Genomic DNA, 19,447 nt, shown 5'->3' with positions numbered 1-19,447 from the left:
CGAGACCGGAAGTCTTTGCCGTAACCGAGGTGCTTGCAGACCGACAGGCGACACGACGCACGAAACCAAGCTCGCTGGGGCAACCCAGTAGTCAGGAAACGCCGGATACGTGATCCGACGTCCGGTGTTGTGGGAGGACGGCGGGGGCAACCCCGCCTCCTACCCGATCCTGCTTTTTCTTAAATTACCACCAGATCTAGCGCGCGCATGAAATTGGCTGCCTGCGCATGCGTGATGACGGCGCCCTTCAGCAGCGCCGCTTCGCTCAATTTAAAACCGTCGATATCGGCGCCGCGCAAGTCCGCGCCCTGGAACTTCGCCAGTTTGATGGTGGCATTGCGCAAGCTGCCGCCTTCGAAGACGGCGTCGCGGAAGTCGCAGCCGGCCAGGTAGGCGTCGGAAAAATCCAGCTGTTTTAATATCGCCTTGCGGAACGAGAAGCCGCGCAGGTCGGCGCCCACCAACAGGCTGTCTTCGAAGGTGAGGCCCAGGTGCGCCACTTCCTCGAAAGACGCGCCCGTCAGCTTGCAGCCCCGGTAGGTAACCGAGGCCAGCTTGGCGCGCCGCCATTTCGTGTTGTTCAGGTCGCAGCCTTCGAACGTGGCGTCGACGGCGTCCACGGATTCGAAATCGGCGCTGCCGGCTCGGCAGCGGCGCCAGGTGCTGCGCGCCAGCTTGCTGGCGAACAAGCTGGTTTCGGCAAAGGTGCAGCGCTCGAAGGTGCAGCCCTGCAAATCGAGGCGCGACAAGTCTTCGCCGTCGAAGGCGCAATCGATGAAGTGGTGCACTGGCAGGGCCAGCTGCTGCTCCATGCCGGCGCGGTCCAGGGTCATGCCGGTTACGGCGGTGTCGTGTGTTGCCATCCGTCTAATTCCTAAAGTGAAGCCGGGGAGGGATGGCGCGGCGGAAAGATGCACGAACCAGAACACCTCCCCGGCTGGTGTAACAGCCAAAGGTCAGCGCCGTGGGTCCGTGTGGGCGGGAGCATGCCGGACGGTGCCGGGCACTTACCGGGTTACCAACCGGTGCGCTCATTTTCGATCAGCCTGCATTGTAACGGCTCTACAGCACCCTTGCCAGTGGTGGATAAACCCGGTTAGTATCGTTGCAGGCGCACTCATTGTGCCTACGTCGCTCGGACGGATCCGGGCGCTTACGTAAAGAGATACCATGACCGACAGCCAAGCTCCGCGCAGCTTTTCGCGCATCAATCGCCTTCCCCCCTACGTTTTCAATATCACCGCCGAGCTCAAGATGGCCGCGCGCCGCCGTGGCGAGGACATCATCGACATGTCGATGGGCAATCCCGATGGCGCCACGCCGGCCCATATCGTGGACAAGCTGGTCGAGACGGTGAAACGCCCCGACACGCACGGCTATTCCGCGTCAAAAGGTATTCCGCGGCTGCGCCGCGCGATTGCACACTGGTACAAGAAGCGTTACGAAGTCGATATCGACCCGGACAGCGAAGCCATCGTCACCATCGGTTCGAAAGAGGGCCTGGCGCATTTGATGCTGGCGACACTCGACCGTGGCGACACGGTACTGGTGCCCAACCCCAGCTACCCCATCCACATCTGGGGCGCCGTGATCGCCGGCGCCGATATCCGTTCCGTGCGCATGGGGCCGGGCGTGGATTTCTTTGCCGAGCTGGAACGTGCCATCCGCGAAAGCTACCCGAAACCAAAGATGATGGTGCTGGGTTTTCCGTCCAACCCCACCGCGCAGTGCGTGGAGCTGGAATTCTTTGAAAGAGTCGTGGCGCTGGCGAAGCAGCACAATATTTTGGTGGTGCATGATCTGGCGTATGCCGACATCACCTTCGATGGCTGGAAAGCGCCTTCGATCATGCAAGTGCCCGGTGCGCGCGACGTGGCCGTCGAGTTTTTCACCATGTCGAAAAGCTACAATATGGCAGGCTGGCGCATCGGCTTCATGGTGGGCAATGCGGAACTGGTGGCGGCCCTGGCGCGTATCAAGAGTTACCACGACTACGGCAGTTTTACGCCCGTGCAAGTGGCGGCCATCGCGGCGCTGGAAGGCGACCAAAGCTGCGTGACGGAGATTTGCGCTCAGTACCAGCGCCGCCGCGACGTGCTGGTGAAAGGTTTGCATGAAGTGGGCTGGATGGTGGAAAAACCGAAGGCCTCGATGTATATCTGGGCGCATATCCCGGAAGCGTATCGCCACCTGGGTTCGCTGGAGTTTGCCAAGCTGCTGTTGCAAAAAGCCAAGGTGAGCGTCTCGCCCGGCATCGGTTTTGGCGAATACGGCGATGAATACGTGCGCTTCGCCCTGATCGAAAACGAAGCCAGGGTGCGGCAAGCATTACGCGGCATCAAGAATATGTTGCGTTCTGGCGACGGGAAAGCGGAGGCGGCAGTATAAATAGTTGCCACATGGAATGATCTGTTGCCCCTAATATCACTGCCGCGTATTTCTGACATCACGAATATAAAGTGGTTTTATATGCTGCAACGCGGCATCATTCATTTGTCTCCTCTATCTCCTCCAAGGAAATAGATTCAGCCCGCTCCCGCAGCGGGCTTTTTTTGCCCGTCGTTTTGGCTCTGGATTCCGGCCGGCACGCTCGGCGAACGAGGCGGTCGAGTTCGCGCAGAACGGCAGGTGTATGCGTTCGAGCATGCATTCACATGAATATTAATAATGGATGTATGAAGTTTTACCATTATTTTTCATGGATGGAAGCCTCTATGATGACTCCATACTTCACTAGGAGGCATTACCACCATGACCGTCACGACACACAATTTGGGCTACCCGCGCATCGGCGCCAAACGCGAACTGAAATTCGCCCTGGAAGATTACTGGAAGGGCCAAAGCAGCCCGGACGCGCTGGAAGGCCACGGCGCCGAATTGCGCCAGCGCCACTGGCAAGACCAGAATGCGCTGGACCTGGCGCCCGTCGGCGACTTTTCCTTTTATGACCAGGTGCTGGACCTGAGCTTTACGCTTGGCAATTTGCCACAGCGCGTGCGCGGCTTGAGCGGCGCGGCGCTCGATAACTATTTCCGCGTGGCCCGTGGCCGCTCGGCCAGTGACAGCGATTGTAGCTGCGTGCATGCCGGTGAAATGACGAAATGGTTCGACACGAATTATCATTACATCGTGCCGGAATTTGCTGCCGACATGCAATTCAAACTCGACAGCAGCCGCCTGTTGCAGCAACTGGCGCAAGCCTGCCAGTTGGGTGTGAAAGCCAAACCCGTGCTGATCGGTCCTGTCACTTACTTGTGGCTGGGCAAGGCCAAGGACGATTCCGACAAGCTGGCGCTGCTGCAAGGCTTGCTGCCTGTCTATGTGCAATTGCTGCAGGAATTGGCCGCGCAAGGCGTTGAGTGGGTGCAGATCGATGAGCCGATTCTCGTCACGGAACTCGACAGCACCTGGCAGCAGGCGCTGCTCACCGCCTACGCTGCCTTGAGCAAAGTCAAGGACGTCAAATTGCTGCTGGCCACGTATTTCGGTAAGCTGCAAGGCAACCTGGCGCTGGCGTGCAAGCTGCCTGTGCAAGGCTTGCACCTCGACGCCGTGCATGCCCGCGATGAGGTGGGGCACGTCATCGCGCGATTGCCCGCCACCAGCGTCTTGTCGCTGGGCGTGGTGAATGGCCGCAATATCTGGAAGACGGACTTGAATGACGTGCTGGCATGGCTGGAACCCGTGCACGCCAGCCTGCAGTCGCGCCTGTGGATCGCGCCGTCGTGTTCCTTGTTGCACGTGCCTGTCGACCTGAACAGCGAACAAAAGCTCGATGCCGATATCTGTTCCTGGCTGGCCTTTGCCCGTCAAAAGCTCGATGAAGTGCACACCATCGCCGGCGCCCTGAACCATGGCCGCGCCTCCGTGCAAGCGGCGCTCGATGCCAACCATGTCGCCGTGCAAGCGCGCCGCCAGTCGCCGCGCGTGCACAATCCGGAAGTGAAAGCAGCCGTGGCGCGCATCGATGCGGCTTTGGGCCAGCGCGCCAGCGGCTATGCCGAGCGTGCCGCCAAGCAAGCTGCGCTGCTGCAACTGCCGCTGTATCCGACGACAACCATCGGTTCCTTCCCGCAGACGGCGCAAATCCGCCAGGCCCGCAGCCAGTTCCGCAGCGGCCAGCTGGACGAAACCAGCTATAAAAAGCTGATGCAGGCGGAAATCGCCCATTGCGTGAAAGAACAGGAAACCCTGGGCCTGGACGTGTTCGTGCACGGCGAAGCGGAACGCAATGACATGGTGGAATATTTCGGCGAGCAACTCGACGGCTATGCCTTCAGCCAGTTCGGCTGGGTGCAATCGTACGGTTCGCGCTGCGTGAAGCCGCCTATTTTGTTCGGCGACATCAGCCGCCCCCGTGCCATGGCGGTCGAGTGGAGCACCTACGCCCAGTCGCTGACGGACAAGCCGATGAAAGGCATGCTGACGGGGCCCGTCACCATCCTGAACTGGTCCTTCGTGCGCGACGACCAGCCCCGTTCCGTGTCGTGCTACCAGCTGGCGCTGGCCATGCGCGCCGAAGTGCAGGACCTGGAGCAGGCTGGCATCCGCGTGATCCAGATCGACGAGGCGGCGCTGCGTGAAGGCTTGCCACTGCGCAAGTCGCAATGGGCCGAATACCTGCGCTGGGCCGTCGAATCGTTCCGCATCACGGCCAATGGCGTGGCTGACGAAACGCAAATCCACACGCACATGTGCTATTCGGCATTCAACGACATCATCGCGCAGATCGCCGACATGGATGCGGACGTCATCACGATTGAAACCTCGCGTTCCGACATGGAATTGCTCGACGCCTTCGATGATTTTAACTATCCGAATGAAATCGGCCCTGGCGTCTACGATATCCACTCGCCCAACATTCCGAGTCAGGAACAGATGGTCAAACTGATGCGCAAGGCGGCCGAGCGCATTCCCGCGCAGCGCCTGTGGGTCAACCCCGATTGCGGCCTGAAGACGCGCGGCTGGAAAGAAGTCATTGCTGCGCTGGCCAATATGGTGGCGGCAGCAAAAACCTTGCGCGGCGACAACGCAGCCTGAGGCTGGCAGGGGCAGGGGAGGCCGCTATGGCTGAGATATAGAACAATCGTATTTCTGTCATCACAACATGCAATTGGATAATGATGCTGCGATGCGGCATCATTCATTCGTCTCCTCTACTTCCTCCAAGGAAATAGATTCAGCCCGCTCCCGTAGCGGGCTTTTTTTTGGCCGTTAGCATAGGCTTATCGCTTAACATACCTTCACGTAGTCCTACCCTCAAGAAGGAAACCAGCTGATGATTCCACTGTTTCGCGCCGCCGGGATGCTCGCGTTGATGGTGCTCGGCGCCTGCTCGGCGGAAAAGCACCCACTCGACCGCCATCTGGCCCAATTGCGTCCGGTCACAGTCGCAGCGTTGCCTGATATAGGGTGGCCGGCCGGCACGGCGCTGTGCCCGCTGGGTCTTTATCAGAGCGAGCTGAGTGACCCGGCGCCTCATGCCGATCGCGTTAACGCGTTCCTGAAGCAAAAGCAATTTCTGGGTGATGAAGGCCGCTGGTCGCTCATCGTCGTGAAGCCGCTGCCAGCGGGAGACGCTGGTATCGAGCAATTGTTTTTCAAGCGTGCAGACTATGACGTGATCAATGATCCGCAACTCATCGCGCGAGATGCGGAGACCGTGCCACCGGGATTTGCGCTGCAGACTTGCGTAACCGTAGAGCAAGCCCGCGTGCTGGTGACGCGCGAACAAAGATCGCATCGAAAACTCATCATTTTTGGAACGTCTTAGGTCAGATATTGATAAAGCATATTTCTATCATCACAACATGCAATTGGATTGTTATGCTGCAACGCGGCATCATTGCACCTGTCTCCTCTACTTCCTCACAGGAATTAGATTCAGCCCGCTCCCGTAGCGGGCTTTTTTTTGCCCGTTTTTGCCGCATAAACCTGCGCACGCTTGCTTGTCATCATCGCCATCGTGTTGCTTTTGTGCATGCTAAACTGGGCCTTCTCCAGATCAAGGTTGCCTTATGCTTCAATTATTTCGCCACACGCTGGAGTCCACGCCCATCCTGGCCCTGTTTCTCGTCATCGGCGCCGGATATGCGCTGGGGCGCATCAGCGTGTTCGGCTTTTCGCTGGGTGTAGGCGGCGTGCTGTTCGCGGGGCTGGCGCTGGGCGCCTTCGCCCCCGGAGCCGTGCCGCCGCCGATGGTCGGCTCCATCGGTCTGCTGTTGTTTCTGTATGGCATAGGCGTGCAGTATGGCGTGCAGTTTTTCGCCGGCTTGCGCGGCGCGGGGCAGAAACACAACCTGATCGCCTTTGCCGCTGTCATGGGCGGCTTGGCCGTGTCTGTATGGGGCGGGCAATGGATCGATATTTCCCTGCGCATGGCCAGCGGCGTGTTTGCCGGCGCCATGACCAGCACGGCGGCCCTGCAGGCGGCGCTGGAAGCGTCGCACGGCAATGGCGACGCGGCCGTCGGCTATGCCGTCGCGTATCCGTTCGGCGTCGTCGGCCCCATGCTGGGCCTGTACCTGGCCGGGCGCATATTAAAACCCGTGCTGACGCCGCCCCCCGCGCCTATCGTCGTTTCCGAAATTACCATCGATGAAGCGAAATTGGCGGGCGCGACCCTGTCCGAACTGGCCGATGGCCCGCTGGCGGGCGTGCAAGTGATCGGCGTGCGCCAGGGCCACCAGAACCGCTTGCCGGACCCTGGCCTGGTGCTCGGCGTGGGCGACGCCTTGATGGTGTCGGGCACGGTGGCGGGCGTGGAAGCGGCGCGCACGGCGCTGGGCCACCTGGACCCGGGCCGCTTGATGAAGGATCGCAGTGCGTTCGACGGCACGGAAGTGTTCGTGTCGGACGCGGAAATCGTCGGCGTGCCCCTGAGCGAGCTGAACCTGGCGAAAGACTTCCCCCTGCAGATCGCGTTCATACGCCGCGGCGACGCCATGATTTTGCCCCATCCGTTTCTTACCCTGGAGTTTGGTGACCGTGTGATGGCCATTGCGCCAGCGAAACACGCGGCCGACGTGCGCAAGCTGTTCGGCAATTCCATCACGGCCACGGCCGAGTTCAGCTATGTCTCGCTGGGCATGGGCATGGTGCTGGGCGTGCTGCTGGGACTGGTGCCTATCCCCTTGCCGTGGATAGGCTCGTTCAGCCTGGGCCTGGCGGGCGGCCCGCTGGTGATGGCGCTGATCCTGGGGCGTCTGGGCCGCGTGGGCAAGATCAGCTGGCGCTTGCCCTTGTCGGCCAACCTGGTCATGCGCAACTATGGCTTGACGATTTTCCTCGCCTCCGTCGGCATGGCATCCGGCTTGCCCTTCGTGCAGCAAGTGGGCGCCGATGGCTTGCCCATGCTGGCGCTTGGCGCCGTGACGGTGCTGGTGGTGGTGGCGCTCGTCGTGATCCTGGGCAAAGTCTTCCTGCGCCTGCCGTTTCCCGAATTGCTGGGCATTGCGGCCGGCGCCACGGGCAACCCGGCCGTACTGGTGTTCGCCAACCGCCTGGCCAAGTCGGATCGTCCTAACCTGGGCTACGCCATGATTTTCCCCAGCATGACCATCGTCAAAATCGTTGCCGTGCAGGTGCTGCTGCATTTGTACGGCTGATTGCGGCAAGGAGCGTTTCAAGACAGACGCCGTGTGAGGTCGCCCAGCAACCATCGCCCTGCAGGTCCGAGCGCGCGGCCACGCTGGTGCGCCGCATAAATCGTCAGCCCCTCGCGGGGTGTTGGATCATGCTCGATATGAATGGCAACCAGGCTCCCAGCTGCGATGAAGGGCAGTACGAGATGGTCTGGCATGCGGCACCAACCGAAACCGCCGAGCAGGAAGTCCAGGCGCCGGCCGAGATCCGCGAAGCGCCAAAGTTTCCCACTTGCAATCCCAAAGTTTTCACTGCCGGGATTGACGGGGTCTGACAGCACCAGCTGGACATGCGGCTCCAGATCGGTCTGCGTCGCCGGACGTCCTAACGCAGCAAGTGGATGCCCTGGCGCCACCACAGCCTGCATGCCGACACGCAGCAGTGGATAGGCGGCAATGTCGTCTGGAATAGACGGCAGCAGCAAGCAGATCCCGATGGCGGCCGGGTCATTTCTCAGGCGCCGCAGCGAACCGCCCAGGCCTTCTGTTGAAAAGCTGACGGGCAGATTGGGAAACGTCCGGCTTAGTGCGGACAGGCTTTCGATCAAGGGCGCCGTCGGCACCAGAGGATCGATCGCAATGACAAGCTCCGGTTCCAGGCCCGAGCGCGTACCCATTGCCACTCCCTCGAAGCGGGCAGCGCTTGCCAAGACCAGTCGCGCCTGCTCAACGAGTACCCTGCCAGTCTCGGTCAGGCTCGGGCGGTGGCCACTGCGGTCAAACAGCAGCACACCTTGCACATCCTCCAGCGTCGCAATGGCCTGGCTGATGGCCGATTGCACGCGACCAAGTTTTCGACCTGCGGCAGAAAAGCTTCCCGTATCGGCGATCGTCACCAGAACCCGTAACTGATCGAGCGTCAGACTTCCAATCAAAATAGTTACTCCATGGTGTACTCCATCACAATTATCGATGGATAGCATCACATTTTAATCTCTATTAGAAATATATTCGCGGCGATATATTGTAGGCACATAAGCAGCCTGATCGACAAGCTTGCTTCAGGCACTTCCCGCGGTGCATTTTTAAGGATGATGATATGACTAAGCTATTGGTAATCGAGACCAGCCCTCGTGGCAAACACTCCGTGTCGCGCAGCATGACGCGTCGTTTCGTGCTGGACTGGCGTGCCGCGCACCCGGATGGCGAAGTGATCGAACGCGACCTCATGGATGCCGGACTTCAGTTTGTCAACGCTGCCTGGTTGCAAGCCTACTTCACCCCTGCGCAACAGCATTCTCCCGAGATGGCGAACGAGTTACGGCTCTCGGACGAACTCGTTGCGGAATTGCTGGCCGCCGATCACATTGTCATTGCAACGCCGGTCTATAACTATAATGTTCCGGCAGTGCTCAAGGCATGGATCGACCATGTCGTTCGCAAGGGATTGACGCTGGGCTTCGATGGACGCGGCCTGGTGACTGGCAAGAAGGCAAGCGTACTGATCGCATCGGGTGGCGTCTATACCGAGGGGTCGCCCATCCAGCATCGCGACATCGCCACCCAATATCTGCGCCTCGTACTTGGCGTAATGGGTATCAGCGACGTGACCTTCGTTGCCGGTGGTGGGGCCAAAGCGGTCGATTTAGGCGAGGAAACCATGGAACGCTTTGTGGAGAAACTCGGCGCGGATCTCGGACGCGCCGCGAACGTTTGACGATCGACGCGGCAGCCAGCCAAGGGTGGGGAGGCTGTGCTTGTCAGCAAACGCGCTTGCCAGGTGTTGCGCTCAGGCGAAGGTTGCCGACGACGGCAGCGGGCCAATTCCGGCCAATTCCAGTTACCTCCACTTGCCGCGCCGGCCTTTGTAAAAGGCCTGGCGCTACTCTCATTCTGTTGTACAATCCTTGAGAACGGTCGTGCTTTTTTGTGCGCTGAGCTTCCTTGCGTGCAGTCATCACGGCAACCGATAAGAACAAGGAGACAGACATGGACCTGCATTACACGACCGAGGAGACGGCGTTCCGCGACACGGTGCGCGCCTTTCTCGACACTCATTTGCCGGCGGACTTGCAGCGCAAGGTGCGCCAGCATCTGCGCCTGGCCAAGGATGATTACGTGCGCTGGCACAAGATTGTCGCGCAGCAAGGCTGGGCCGCGCCGGCCTGGCCCGTCGAATACGGCGGCACGGGCTGGACGGCCGTGCAGCGCCATATCTGGGAAGATGAGTGCGCACGCGCCGCCACGCCGCCGATCCTGCCTTTCGGCATCAACATGGTGGCGCCCGTCATCATGGCCTTCGCCAATGCCGAGCAAAAAGCCTATTATCTGCCGCGCATCCTGAACTGCGACGACTGGTGGTGCCAGGGTTATTCGGAGCCGGGCGCCGGTTCCGACCTCGCTTCCCTGAAAACCACGGCCGAGCGCGACGGCGACCATTACATCGTGAATGGCCAGAAAACCTGGACCACCCTGGGCCAGCACGCGGACATGATCTTTTGCCTGGTGCGCACGGATAGCAAGGTGCGCAAGCAGGAAGGCATCAGTTTCTTGCTGATCGACATGAAAACGCCGGGCATCACCGTGCGTCCCATCATCATGCTCGATGAAGAACATGAAGTGAACGAAGTCTTTTTTGACAACGTGCGCGTGCCCGTCAGCAACCTGGTGGGCCAGGAAAACAAGGGTTGGACCTACGCCAAATACCTGCTGGGCCACGAGCGCACGGGCATCGCCGCCGTGGGCCGCTCGAAGCGCGAGCTGACTTTCCTCAAGCAGCTGGCCATGCAGCAGAGCAAGCGCGGCGCGCCGCTGCTGCACGATCCCGCCTTTGCGGCCAAGGTGGCCCACCTGGAAATCGAATTGATGGCGCTGGAAATGACGGTCTTGCGCGTCATCAGCGAAGAAGGCAAGGGGCCGGGACCGCAGGCCTCGATGCTGAAGGTGCGCGGCTCGGAGCTGCAGCAGCAGCTGACGGAACTGATGGTCGAAGCCATCGGCCCGCAAGCCTTGCCCTTCGACCCTGAATTCCTTGACGGCAGCGCGCCGCACAGCAGTGGCGGCGACGACCTGGCCGCGCCGCTGGCCGCGTATTACTTCAATTACCGCAAGACATCGATCTATGGCGGCTCGAATGAAATCCAGAAAAACATCATCACGCAGATGATCCTGGGCCTGTAAGCCAGAAGGAGACGACATGGACTTCCATTTTAATCAGGAACAGCAGCAATTTGCCGACGCGCTCAGGCGCTGGGTCGACAAGGATTACCGCTTCGAGACGCGCCAGAGCATCGTTCACTCGACCACGGGCGTCTCAAGCGCTGCCTGGGCCACCCTGGCCGAGCTGGGCATGACGGCCTTGCCGCTGCCGGCCGGCGCGGGCGGCTTCGACGGCACGGCCGTGGACATGCTGCTGGTGATGCAGGAACTGGGCCGTGGCCTGGTGGTCGAACCCTACCTGGCCACCATGCTGGGGGCGCGCTTTCTGACTCTGGCCGGCGGCCACGATGCCATGCTGGAACAGGTCGCCAGCGGCAGCCTGAAACTGGCTTGCGCGCTGGGCGAGCGTCAGTCGCGCCACGATATGCACGACATCGCCACGAGTGCCACGGCCAGCGGCGACGGTTTCGTGCTCGATGGCGAGAAAACCGTCGTCATCCATGGCGCGCAGGTGGGCGCGCTGATCGTCTCGGCGCGCAGCAGCGGCGGCCAGGATGACACGGATGGCATCTCGCTGTTCCTCGTACCGAGTGATGCGCCCGGCGTTTCCGTGCGCGACTACCGCACCATCGATGGCCAGCGCGCCGCCACCGTGACCCTCGTGCAAGTGGTGCTGGGGCACGACGCGCTGGTGGGCCAGGCGGGGCAGGGCTGGCCCGTGCTCGATGCTGCGCTCGACTATGGCGCTGCCTTGCTGTGCGCGGAAGCCGTGGGCGCCATGGACGCGATCTTTGCCGCCACCCTCGAGTACCTGAAGACGCGCCAGCAGTTCGGCGCGCCGATCGGCAAATTCCAGGCCTTGCAGCACCGCATGGCCGACATGTTCATTCACCTGGAGCAAGCCCGGTCGATGGCCATGCTGGCCGCCGCCAAGGTCGATAGCGCAGACGTGGCGGAGCGCCGCCGGACGGTGTCCGCCGCCAAGGCGCGGGTGGGACTGGCCGCCACCTTTGTCGGCCAGCAATCCGTGCAATTGCATGGCGGCATGGGCGTCACCGATGAATTGCCTGCCGCCCACCATTTCAAACGCTTGAGCATGATCGCCCTGACCTTGGGCGACGTGGACCACCATATCGAGCGCTTTATCGCCCAGCCGGGCTTTTTGCCGACGGAGACCGCATGACCGCATTGACGGAAATCAAACCCAAGCACTGGTATTTCGAAGACTTTACGCAAGGCCTGGAAATCGACCTGGGCCAGCGCCACGTGACGGAGCAGGAAATCATCGCCTTCGCCACGGATTTCGACCCGCAACCGTTCCACGTCGACCATGCGGCCGCGGAAAAAACCATCTTCAAGGGCGTCATCGCCAGCGGCTGGCATACCTGCGGCATGATGATGCGCCTGGTGGTGGACAATCTGCTCAAGCACTCGTCCAGCATGGGCTCGCCCGGCCTGGACAGCATCCGCTGGCTCAAACCCGTGCGCGCCGGCGACACCCTGCAGCTGACCTACCAGGTCAAGGAAGTGCGCCCGTCCACGTCGAAACCGGACCGCGGCATCGTCATTTCCGTGTGGAGCGTGCGCAACCAGCATGGCGAAGTGGTGACGACGGTGGAGGGCATGGGCATGTTCGGCCGCCGCCCGGTGGAACAAGGGGAGCCGTCCCGTGCGTGACATCGCCGGCATCGCCGGCTTCCAGGCATTGGCGGGACAGCACGTGGCCGTCTCCGACTGGCTCACCATTACCCAGCAGCGCATCGACACCTTTGCCGACGCCACGGACGACCATCAGTGGATTCATGTGGACGCCGAGCGCTGCGCGCGCGAGTCGCCGTATGGCTGCACCGTGGCGCACGGTTTCCTGACCTTATCGTTGCTGCCTGCGATGCTTGCGGGCACCTTGCACATGGCCGGCATCCGCATGGCCATCAACTATGGCTTGAACAAGGTGCGCTTTCCCGCGCCCGTGCCCGTCGGCAGCAGATTGCGTGCGCGGCTCGATATTCTTTCCGTCGACGATCTGCCGGAAGGGGCGCAAGTGAACTGGGCCGTGACCATGGAGCGCGAGGGTGATACGAAACCCGTGTGCGTGGCGGAGTTCTTGATGCGGTGTTATCCGTAAATAATCAATCTCATTCCCCCTCCGACGCGCAATACCTGTCCCGTCCCGTCTGCTTGGCGCGGTACAGCAGGGCGTCGGCGGCGCGGATCAGGGCGGTGGGGTCCATGCCTTCGGTGGGCATGATGCTGGCCATGCCCAGGCTGACGGTGACGTGCGGGCCGACGCCCGATCTGGCGTGGGGAATTTCCAGGGCGCGCACTTCCTCGAGGACGCGCTGGGCCACCACTTCGGCGCCGTCACGCGTTTCCTGCGGCAGCAGGATGATGAATTCCTCGCCGCCGTAGCGCGCCAGCAGGTCGGGCGGGCGCACGGCGCAGCGGCGCAGGGCGGCGCTCACCTGCTGCAGGCACAGGTCGCCCGCCTGGTGGCCATAGGTATCGTTGTAATCCTTGAAGTAGTCGATATCGGCCATGATGAGGGCCATCGGCACGCCGTCGCGCGCGCAGCGTCGCCATTCGCTGTCCATGGTGTCGTTGAAGCTGCGCCGGTTGGCCACGCCCGTCAGCGAGTCCGTCAGCGACAGTTCGCGCATGGCGTCGGCTTGCCGCTTGATGGTCAGCTGGCTGCGCACGCGGGCCCGCACGACGGCCGCGTTGAACGGCTTCGTGATGAAATCGACGGCGCCCGCTTCCAGCGCCCGCGTCTCGTCTTCGGGCTGGTTCAGGGCCGTGACGAAAATGACGGGAATGGCGCACAGGATGGCCGATTGGCGCAGCGCGCTGCACACGGCGTAGCCATCCATGCCGGGCATGACGGCGTCGAGCAGGATCAGGTCCGGCAGTTGATTATGCGCAATTTCCAGCGCTTTCACACCGCTCAGGGCGAACAGCACGTCGTGTTCCTCGCGCAGCAGCTGGTGCAGGATCTGGATGTTTTCCATGGCGTCATCGACGATGAGGATGCGCCCGTTCATGGCAAGGTTGGTCCAGTTCACTTGTTTTCCTCTCGTTTCAGCTGATCGAGCACGAGTTTTTCCGTCTCGGAAAAATTCAATGTCTCGATCGCGTTTGCCATCGCCAGGGCCGCTTCCCGGTCTGACTGTTGCAGGGCGGGGTGCAGGGCGTGGAATTGCGCCAGCGCCTTCAGGTTATTGTTGCGGATCAAGACGAGCAGCTCGGCCAGGCCGGCGCGCAGGTCGAGCGGTGCGCTGCCGGGCGCGGCCTGCGCCGGCTGCCCGCGCCGCAAGGGCGAGGGCAGGGTGCGCGCCGCGTCGACGACTTCGGCCATCGCGTGTTCCAGGCGGCCCAGCAAGGTGGCCATGGCGTGCGATTGCCCCGTTTTCAGCGCTTTTTCCGTCTCGGCGGCCAGGTTTGCGACATGCGCGGCGCCCAAGTTGGCCGCCACGCCGCAGACGCGGTGCAGCACTTGCGCCGCCTGCTGCGTCTGGCCAGCGGCCAGCAGGCGCCGTGTTTCCTCGACGGCGTCGCCTTGCGAATTCTCAAAGCGCTTGAGCAGGGCCAGGAAGGCGCCATAGTCGCCGCCGAAGCGCTGCAGCGCCGCCGCCAGATCGATGCCGGGCACCGTGGCAGGTACGTCCGGCATGGGCGCGACAGCATGGCCGGCCCGGACGGCGCTGTCGCCGTCGCCCTGGGGCGCCGGCACCAGCCGGGTCAGGGTCTGGATCATCTCGTCGACATCGATGGGCTTGGCTACATGCGCATTCATGCCGCTGGCGATGGCGCGCAGGCGGTCTTCATCCATGGCATTGGCCGTCATGGCGATGATGGGCAGGTCCGGCAAACCCAGCGCGCGGATGGCCAGGGTGGCGTCATAGCCATTCATGACGGGCATCTGCAAATCCATCAGCACCACGTCCCAGGCGTGCGGCGTGCCGGTGAGCAAGTCGACGGCCAGCCGGCCGTTGGCGGCCACGGCCACGCGCGCGCCCGAGTGCAACAGGATGTACTGCGCCACTTCCTGGTTGATTTCATTGTCTTCCACCAGCAACACGCGCATGCCTTCCAGCAAGCCCGACAGGGGAGTGGAAACGGGCAACGCGGAAGGGACGCTGCGGCCTTCGCGCACGGCCGTCACGGCCGCCAGCAGGCGCGCCGGGGTGGCCGGTTTCGAGACGATGCCGGCCAGCATCAGATTGTCGGCCAGGCGTTCGAGGTTTTCGCTATCCTGGTCGGCCACCAGCATGATCACGGGCGGCAGCGCGAGGAGCGCGTCGGCGCGCGCCTCGGTGAGCATGGAAATGCCATCCATGCCGGGCATCGCCGCGTCGAGCAGTACCAGGTCCGCCACCGGCCCGCCATTGGCGTGGGTGCGCAGCAGCGCCAGGCCGGCCGCACCGCTGTCGGCGCTGCGGCTGTGCCAGCCCTGCGCCGCGCACCAGTCTTCCAGCATGGCGCGCACGCTGGCGTTGTCGTCGATGATCAGCAGCGACAGGACCTTGGGTGCGCTCTTGCCCGGCGGCTCGGACGGCGGCGCCACCTTGTCGAAGCGGCAGCTGAAGCGGAAGTCGGCGCCCTTGCCCAGCGCACTTTTCACGCTGAGGGTGCCTCCCATCAATTCCACCATGCGCCGGCAGATGGCCAGCCCCAGTCCCGTGCCGCCGTATTTGCGGCTGGTGCTGGTGTCGCCCTGGGAAAACGCGTCGAAGATGCGTTCCTGCTCGGCCGCGCCGATGCCGATGCCCGTGTCGCGCACGGAAAACTCCAGGGTCGCGCTGGTCGCATCCTCGGCCACCTTGGCGATGGCCAGCACCACTTCGCCATGCGAGGTGAATTTGACGGCGTTGCCCACCAGGTTGATGAGGATCTGTTCCACGCGCAGGGCATCGCCGATCAGTTCGTCCGGCACGCCGGGGTCGAGCACGAATACGGGCTCCACGCCGCGCGCCCAGGCGCTGCTGGCCAGCAGCACGCCGACGCTGTCCAGCATGCGTTCGAGCTGGAAGCGGCGCTGTTCCAGCACCATCTGTCCCGCTTCGATCTTGGAAAAATCGAGCACGTCATTGACGATATTGAGCAGCGACTGCGTGGCCATCTGGATCTTGCCGACATAGCTGCGCTCGCGCCGTTCCAGCGGCGACTCTTCCAGCAGGCGCGCCAGGCCGATGATGGCGTTCATCGGCGTGCGGATTTCATGGCTCATGTTGGCGACGAATTCGCTCTTCGCGGTGCTGGCCGCCTCGGCCTTGTCGCGCGCGCGCACCATCTGCTCGTTGAGTTCGTGCAGGCGCAATTCGGTGCGCTTGAGTTCGGAGACGTCCGAGGCCAGCACGAAGAAGCCGCGCACGCCGCCGCCGTCGTCGACATCGGGGATGTAATTGGTCCACGTGTGGCACACCTGGCCGGCAGGATTGAGCAGGTTGCGCTCGAAGCTTTGCGGCCGGCCCGCCAGCACACCCTCGACATGGGGCGCATACACATCGAACAGTTCCTGTCCCAGCAATTCGCGCATGTGGATGCCGGCCAGCTCGGCGCTGCTGCGGCCGAACCATTCGTTATAGAATTTATTGGCGAAGCGGCAACGCAAGTCGGCGTCCCAGTACGACACCATGCCGGGCAGGTTGTCGGTGACGGTGCGGATGAAGCGCTCGCTTTGCTCCAGGCGCCGGGTGGTGGCGTGCAGCACCTCGGCGGCGCGCTTGCGCTCCGTGATATCGATCGATACCCCCAGCACGTGGCTGGCGCGCCCCGCATCGTCGCGCAAGACCACCTTGCGCGTGGTGAAGTGGCGCGTGGTGCCGTCGGCCGTATTGATCGCTTCGTGTTCGATTTCCACCATCTGCCCCGTGGCCAGCAGTTTGCGGTCGGCGCTGACGAAGGCGGCCGCCTGCTGCGGGGGGAAGAAGTCGTGGTCGGTCTTGCCCAGCAATTGCTCGCGCGAGCGTCCCAGGGTCAGTTCCGCGTGGCGGTTGACCATTTCAAAGCTCAGCTTGTCGGCGCGCTTGACGAAGACCATGGCCGGGATGTTTTCGATGATGGTGCCGAACAGATGTTTCGAGCAGCGAAATTCCGCTTCGCTGCGCTTGCGCTCGCTGACGTCCAGCCACAGGCCCGATACACCCAGCAACTGCTGTTCCGGGCCGAAAATCGGGTGATACGAAACGATCCAGTGGCTCAGCTGTTCGCGCTGCTGCCCGCTGTGGCCTTTCAATTCGATATCGACGATGGGTATGCCCGTTTCGATCACCTGGCGCACGCAGCGCTCCACGTCCGCGCGCACGGCGTCGTCGAACAGCATGGTGCCCACGGGACGGCCAAGATGCTGCGTCACGCTAACCCCGTTGATGGCGGCCAGATAGTGGTTGATCATGACGATGCGTAAGTCCAGGCCCACGAACAGCATGCCGATGGGCGCCGTCGCATACACGGTTTCCAGCAGGCGCGTGGATTTTTCCAGGGACAGCGTGCGTTCGGCTACCAGGCTTTCGAGCTGTGTGCGGTGGCGCCGCAGGTCGCGTTCCAGCGCCCCCAGGGCGCTGGCCATGTCGGCCGATTCGCGGTCCGCGTGCTTGTTCGAAAGCAAGGGTTTGGCCTGCGCCAGCGCGTGTATCTGCAAGGTCAGTTCCTGCAAGGTGCGGGCCAGGCGGCCGCCCACGCGCCAGGCCAGGGCAAAGCCGGCGCACAGCAGCAGGGCCAGGATGACCGAGCCCGTGACTACCGAGCCCAGCAGGGCTTCGGCCACCGTGCTGGTGCGCATGGTGATGGCCACTGTCCAGCTGTTGTCGGGGGCGCGGCGAAAGCCCGTATACACATCCAGGCCTTCCAGGGTGGCATGGCGCAGCACGCCTTCGCGCGCCTGGCGTATCTGTTCCAGCAGGGGTGCCGCGCTGCGCTGGCCCACATAGCGCTGTGGCGCCAGGGTGCGCGCCACGTTGATGCCGTCGGCATTGATGATGGCCGCGTCCAGGTAGGCCGGCAGGTGCAGCTCGCGCAGCAGCACGGGCAGGTAGTCGGGCGGGTACAGCGCCGTCAATACATGGGCGGCCCCCTTGTCGCGAGGCAAGGGCAGGTTCAGGGCCAGCCGCGGCACGTCGTCCGGCGCCATCAGCAGGCTGGTCAGCCGCGGCTTGCCGTACGCGCGCGCGCGCTCCATGCTGGCGGCCCATTTTTGCGGCAAGGGGGGCGGCGCCAGGTTGGCGGGCAGGGCCGTATTGAGCAGCTGGCGTCCCTTGGCGTCGGAGACGATGAAGGCACTGACGGCCAGGCCCGGCTGCAACAGGCTGTCGGCCAGGATGCGCAGGGCGCCGATATCGTCGGCTTGCAGGGCAGGCGAGGCAGCGAAGATGCGCGCGGCCATCTGGGCGCCGCTCAGGTCGCGTTCGACGGTGGCGGCGACTGCCCGTGCCGCCTGCGCCGTTTCGCTGACAACATGGTCGCGTTCGCGCGTGTAGCTTTGCGCCACGAGCAGGAGAAATACCAGCGCCGTCGGAATGACCCAGGCGAGCACCAGCCATGAAATTCTTGAGCGTATCGAAGGCAAATCTTGCACCCGGAAAGCTCCCAGAATGGATGAGTCGACAGGCAGGCTCACGCTGGCGCTGGCTGACCTTGAATGAAAAGATGCTAGACGAAATTGATTGCTCTGACAAGTCTAGTTTCCGGGATGGAAAAAAGGTTGCGCAAGGCATATGAATGCAGCGCCGCGCTGCGCGGATGGCAGGCGGGCGAGGTGCGCATTCCGCCGTGGCGGCGGGATGGCAAGGAAGCTTACGGGACGACGGTCAGCACATCGACATCGATTTCCGGGCTTTCCATGAAGTCTCCTCCACTTCGCCACGGATTTCCACCTGAGGCCTGGCGTCGATCTTGCGGTTCATGAAGACCTTGTCATCGATGTCCACGCGGATTTCCGCCGTGCCGTCGGAGAAGGTGTATTTCTCCTTGCCCACTTTGCGCAGCAGGTGGCCGCGCAGCACGACGGCCTGGTCGTCGACGGGATTTTTTCAGGATGGCAGTCACGCCGGCCAGCAAGGCGCTGGCGGCGGCCAGCGAGACGATGAGTGTGCGATGCAGTGAGATGGCATTGCTTTGACAGTGACTGGCGGCTCAGAAAAAGACGGCGGTGCGGGGGATGATGGCACCGGCGTTACCATATGGCATGTTTGCCCGCACGCTGCCCGTGCTGGCCACGCCATCGTCGAGCTTGCTGTCGATCTGCTCGGCGTAGCTCTCGGGCAAGTTGTCGAAACGGATGCCATTGCCGGCGCGGCCGCCCACTTCATCGTTGTACAGGTAGACGGCGCCGCCTTGGGCGCTGGTCATGAATTGCGAGGTGCCGTTGTAGGAACCCGTGATGAAGCCGCCCAGCGCCAGGTGCTGCGGCGCCAAGGTGAATTCGCGCGGCTGTCCATCGCCGATCTGGCCGTCGCCATTGCCATTGCCGGCCGAATTGGGCACGTGCGTGGTGCCCTGGATATCGTCGCCGGGCAGGGCGCGAAATTTGTCCTGGTAGGCGTTGACGGCAGCCGTCAGCGCATTCGATTGCTGGATGATGTTTTTTACCTTGGCGCTGTCGATCAAGCCTTGCCCCTTGAGCACGCCACCGAGCAGCAAGCCGATGATGACCAGGACGATGGCGATTTCTACGAGCGTAAAGCCGTGCTGGCGACGTGGGAGCATGGGGA

The 19,447-nt window shown here is 62.6% G+C and carries 15 protein-coding genes; 9 read left to right on the top strand and 6 right to left on the bottom strand.

Features of this window, described 5'->3' with window-relative positions; genetic code table 11:
• Positions 1 to 179 precede the first annotated feature (179 nt).
• Entirely contained in the window at positions 180 to 863 is a 684-nt protein-coding gene (locus ACQ4WP_RS18400) for a pentapeptide repeat-containing protein (RefSeq protein ID WP_436523107.1), read from the bottom strand.
• Positions 864 to 1,170: 307 nt separating this feature from the next.
• On the opposite strand from ACQ4WP_RS18400, the gene alaC reads away from it, so the two are divergent.
• The 4 genes from alaC to ACQ4WP_RS18380 all read left to right on the top strand — a co-directional run bounded on the left by alaC (position 1,171) and on the right by ACQ4WP_RS18380 (position 7,607).
• Complete coding sequence (alaC, locus tag ACQ4WP_RS18395) at positions 1,171 to 2,388, top strand: alanine transaminase (RefSeq protein ID WP_436523105.1); 1,218 nt, start codon at positions 1,171 to 1,173, stop codon at positions 2,386 to 2,388.
• 363 nt (positions 2,389 to 2,751) lie between these two features.
• A complete protein-coding gene (metE, locus tag ACQ4WP_RS18390; protein ID WP_436523103.1) occupies positions 2,752 to 5,040 on the top strand; it encodes a 5-methyltetrahydropteroyltriglutamate--homocysteine S-methyltransferase in 2,289 nt (762 codons plus the stop codon).
• Between the two features lie 238 nt (positions 5,041 to 5,278).
• On the top strand, positions 5,279 to 5,773 hold the full coding sequence (locus ACQ4WP_RS18385; RefSeq protein ID WP_436523101.1) for a hypothetical protein: 495 nt from the start codon (positions 5,279 to 5,281) through the stop codon (positions 5,771 to 5,773).
• A 244-nt stretch (positions 5,774 to 6,017) separates the two neighbouring features.
• Complete coding sequence (locus tag ACQ4WP_RS18380; RefSeq protein WP_436523099.1) at positions 6,018 to 7,607, top strand: aspartate:alanine exchanger family transporter; 1,590 nt, start codon at positions 6,018 to 6,020, stop codon at positions 7,605 to 7,607.
• 17 nt (positions 7,608 to 7,624) lie between these two features.
• On the opposite strand, the gene ACQ4WP_RS18375 is transcribed toward ACQ4WP_RS18380, so the two are convergent.
• Positions 7,625 to 8,566 carry a LysR family transcriptional regulator gene (locus tag ACQ4WP_RS18375; RefSeq protein ID WP_436523097.1) on the bottom strand — a complete coding sequence of 314 codons (942 nt, stop codon included), beginning with the start codon at positions 8,564 to 8,566 and terminating at the stop codon, positions 7,625 to 7,627.
• A 116-nt stretch (positions 8,567 to 8,682) separates the two neighbouring features.
• Between ACQ4WP_RS18375 and ACQ4WP_RS18370 the strand changes: the two genes are divergently transcribed.
• The 5 genes from ACQ4WP_RS18370 to ACQ4WP_RS18350 all read left to right on the top strand — a co-directional run bounded on the left by ACQ4WP_RS18370 (position 8,683) and on the right by ACQ4WP_RS18350 (position 12,867).
• Entirely contained in the window at positions 8,683 to 9,300 is a 618-nt protein-coding gene (locus ACQ4WP_RS18370; RefSeq protein ID WP_436523094.1) for an FMN-dependent NADH-azoreductase, read from the top strand.
• A 272-nt stretch (positions 9,301 to 9,572) separates the two neighbouring features.
• Complete coding sequence (locus ACQ4WP_RS18365; RefSeq protein WP_436523092.1) at positions 9,573 to 10,763, top strand: acyl-CoA dehydrogenase family protein; 1,191 nt, start codon at positions 9,573 to 9,575, stop codon at positions 10,761 to 10,763.
• 16 nt (positions 10,764 to 10,779) lie between these two features.
• Positions 10,780 to 11,925, top strand: a complete 1,146-nt coding sequence (locus ACQ4WP_RS18360; protein WP_436523090.1) for an acyl-CoA dehydrogenase family protein — start codon at positions 10,780 to 10,782, stop codon at positions 11,923 to 11,925.
• On the top strand, positions 11,922 to 12,419 hold the full coding sequence (locus ACQ4WP_RS18355; RefSeq protein WP_436523088.1) for a MaoC family dehydratase: 498 nt from the start codon (positions 11,922 to 11,924) through the stop codon (positions 12,417 to 12,419). The genes ACQ4WP_RS18360 and ACQ4WP_RS18355 overlap by 4 nt, the downstream gene beginning before the upstream one ends.
• Positions 12,412 to 12,867 carry a MaoC family dehydratase gene (locus tag ACQ4WP_RS18350; protein ID WP_436523086.1) on the top strand — a complete coding sequence of 152 codons (456 nt, stop codon included), beginning with the start codon at positions 12,412 to 12,414 and terminating at the stop codon, positions 12,865 to 12,867. The genes ACQ4WP_RS18355 and ACQ4WP_RS18350 overlap by 8 nt, the downstream gene beginning before the upstream one ends.
• A gap of 10 nt (positions 12,868 to 12,877) precedes the next feature.
• Here ACQ4WP_RS18350 and ACQ4WP_RS18345 read toward each other — a convergent pair whose 3' ends face one another.
• From ACQ4WP_RS18345 to ACQ4WP_RS18330, 4 genes are all read right to left on the bottom strand, one after another.
• Entirely contained in the window at positions 12,878 to 13,801 is a 924-nt protein-coding gene (locus ACQ4WP_RS18345) for a diguanylate cyclase domain-containing protein (protein ID WP_436523084.1), read from the bottom strand.
• Entirely contained in the window at positions 13,798 to 18,270 is a 4,473-nt protein-coding gene (locus ACQ4WP_RS18340) for a PAS domain-containing protein (RefSeq protein WP_436523082.1), read from the bottom strand. Before ACQ4WP_RS18340 ends, ACQ4WP_RS18345 begins: the two co-directional genes overlap by 4 nt.
• Positions 18,271 to 18,544: 274 nt before the next feature.
• The gene (locus ACQ4WP_RS18335) at positions 18,545 to 18,739 is read right to left on the bottom strand and encodes a YgiW/YdeI family stress tolerance OB fold protein (protein WP_436523080.1); all 195 of its coding nucleotides are present in this window, start codon (positions 18,737 to 18,739) and stop codon (positions 18,545 to 18,547) included.
• Positions 18,740 to 18,869: 130 nt separating this feature from the next.
• Positions 18,870 to 19,442, bottom strand: coding sequence for a prepilin-type N-terminal cleavage/methylation domain-containing protein (locus ACQ4WP_RS18330; protein WP_436523078.1), 573 nt, complete (start codon positions 19,440 to 19,442; stop codon positions 18,870 to 18,872).
• Positions 19,443 to 19,447 lie beyond the last annotated feature (5 nt).

The sequence above is a fragment of the Janthinobacterium lyxosi genome (genome assembly GCF_051380665.1).
Lineage (GTDB): Bacteria > Pseudomonadota > Gammaproteobacteria > Burkholderiales > Burkholderiaceae_D > Janthinobacterium.
Note: the sequence above shows the minus strand (reverse complement) of the source record. Positions and strands in the feature narration are given on the sequence as shown.

Coding starts and splice junctions, on each gene's coding strand:
- ACQ4WP_RS18400 (WP_436523107.1), bottom strand. CDS start 863: ATGGCAACACACGACACCGCCGTAACCGGCATGACCCTGGACCGCGCC.
- alaC (WP_436523105.1), top strand. CDS start 1,171: ATGACCGACAGCCAAGCTCCGCGCAGCTTTTCGCGCATCAATCGCCTT.
- metE (WP_436523103.1), top strand. CDS start 2,752: ATGACCGTCACGACACACAATTTGGGCTACCCGCGCATCGGCGCCAAA.
- ACQ4WP_RS18385 (WP_436523101.1), top strand. CDS start 5,279: ATGATTCCACTGTTTCGCGCCGCCGGGATGCTCGCGTTGATGGTGCTC.
- ACQ4WP_RS18380 (WP_436523099.1), top strand. CDS start 6,018: ATGCTTCAATTATTTCGCCACACGCTGGAGTCCACGCCCATCCTGGCC.
- ACQ4WP_RS18375 (WP_436523097.1), bottom strand. CDS start 8,566: ATGCTATCCATCGATAATTGTGATGGAGTACACCATGGAGTAACTATT.
- ACQ4WP_RS18370 (WP_436523094.1), top strand. CDS start 8,683: ATGACTAAGCTATTGGTAATCGAGACCAGCCCTCGTGGCAAACACTCC.
- ACQ4WP_RS18365 (WP_436523092.1), top strand. CDS start 9,573: ATGGACCTGCATTACACGACCGAGGAGACGGCGTTCCGCGACACGGTG.
- ACQ4WP_RS18360 (WP_436523090.1), top strand. CDS start 10,780: ATGGACTTCCATTTTAATCAGGAACAGCAGCAATTTGCCGACGCGCTC.
- ACQ4WP_RS18355 (WP_436523088.1), top strand. CDS start 11,922: ATGACCGCATTGACGGAAATCAAACCCAAGCACTGGTATTTCGAAGAC.
- ACQ4WP_RS18330 (WP_436523078.1), bottom strand. CDS start 19,442: ATGCTCCCACGTCGCCAGCACGGCTTTACGCTCGTAGAAATCGCCATC.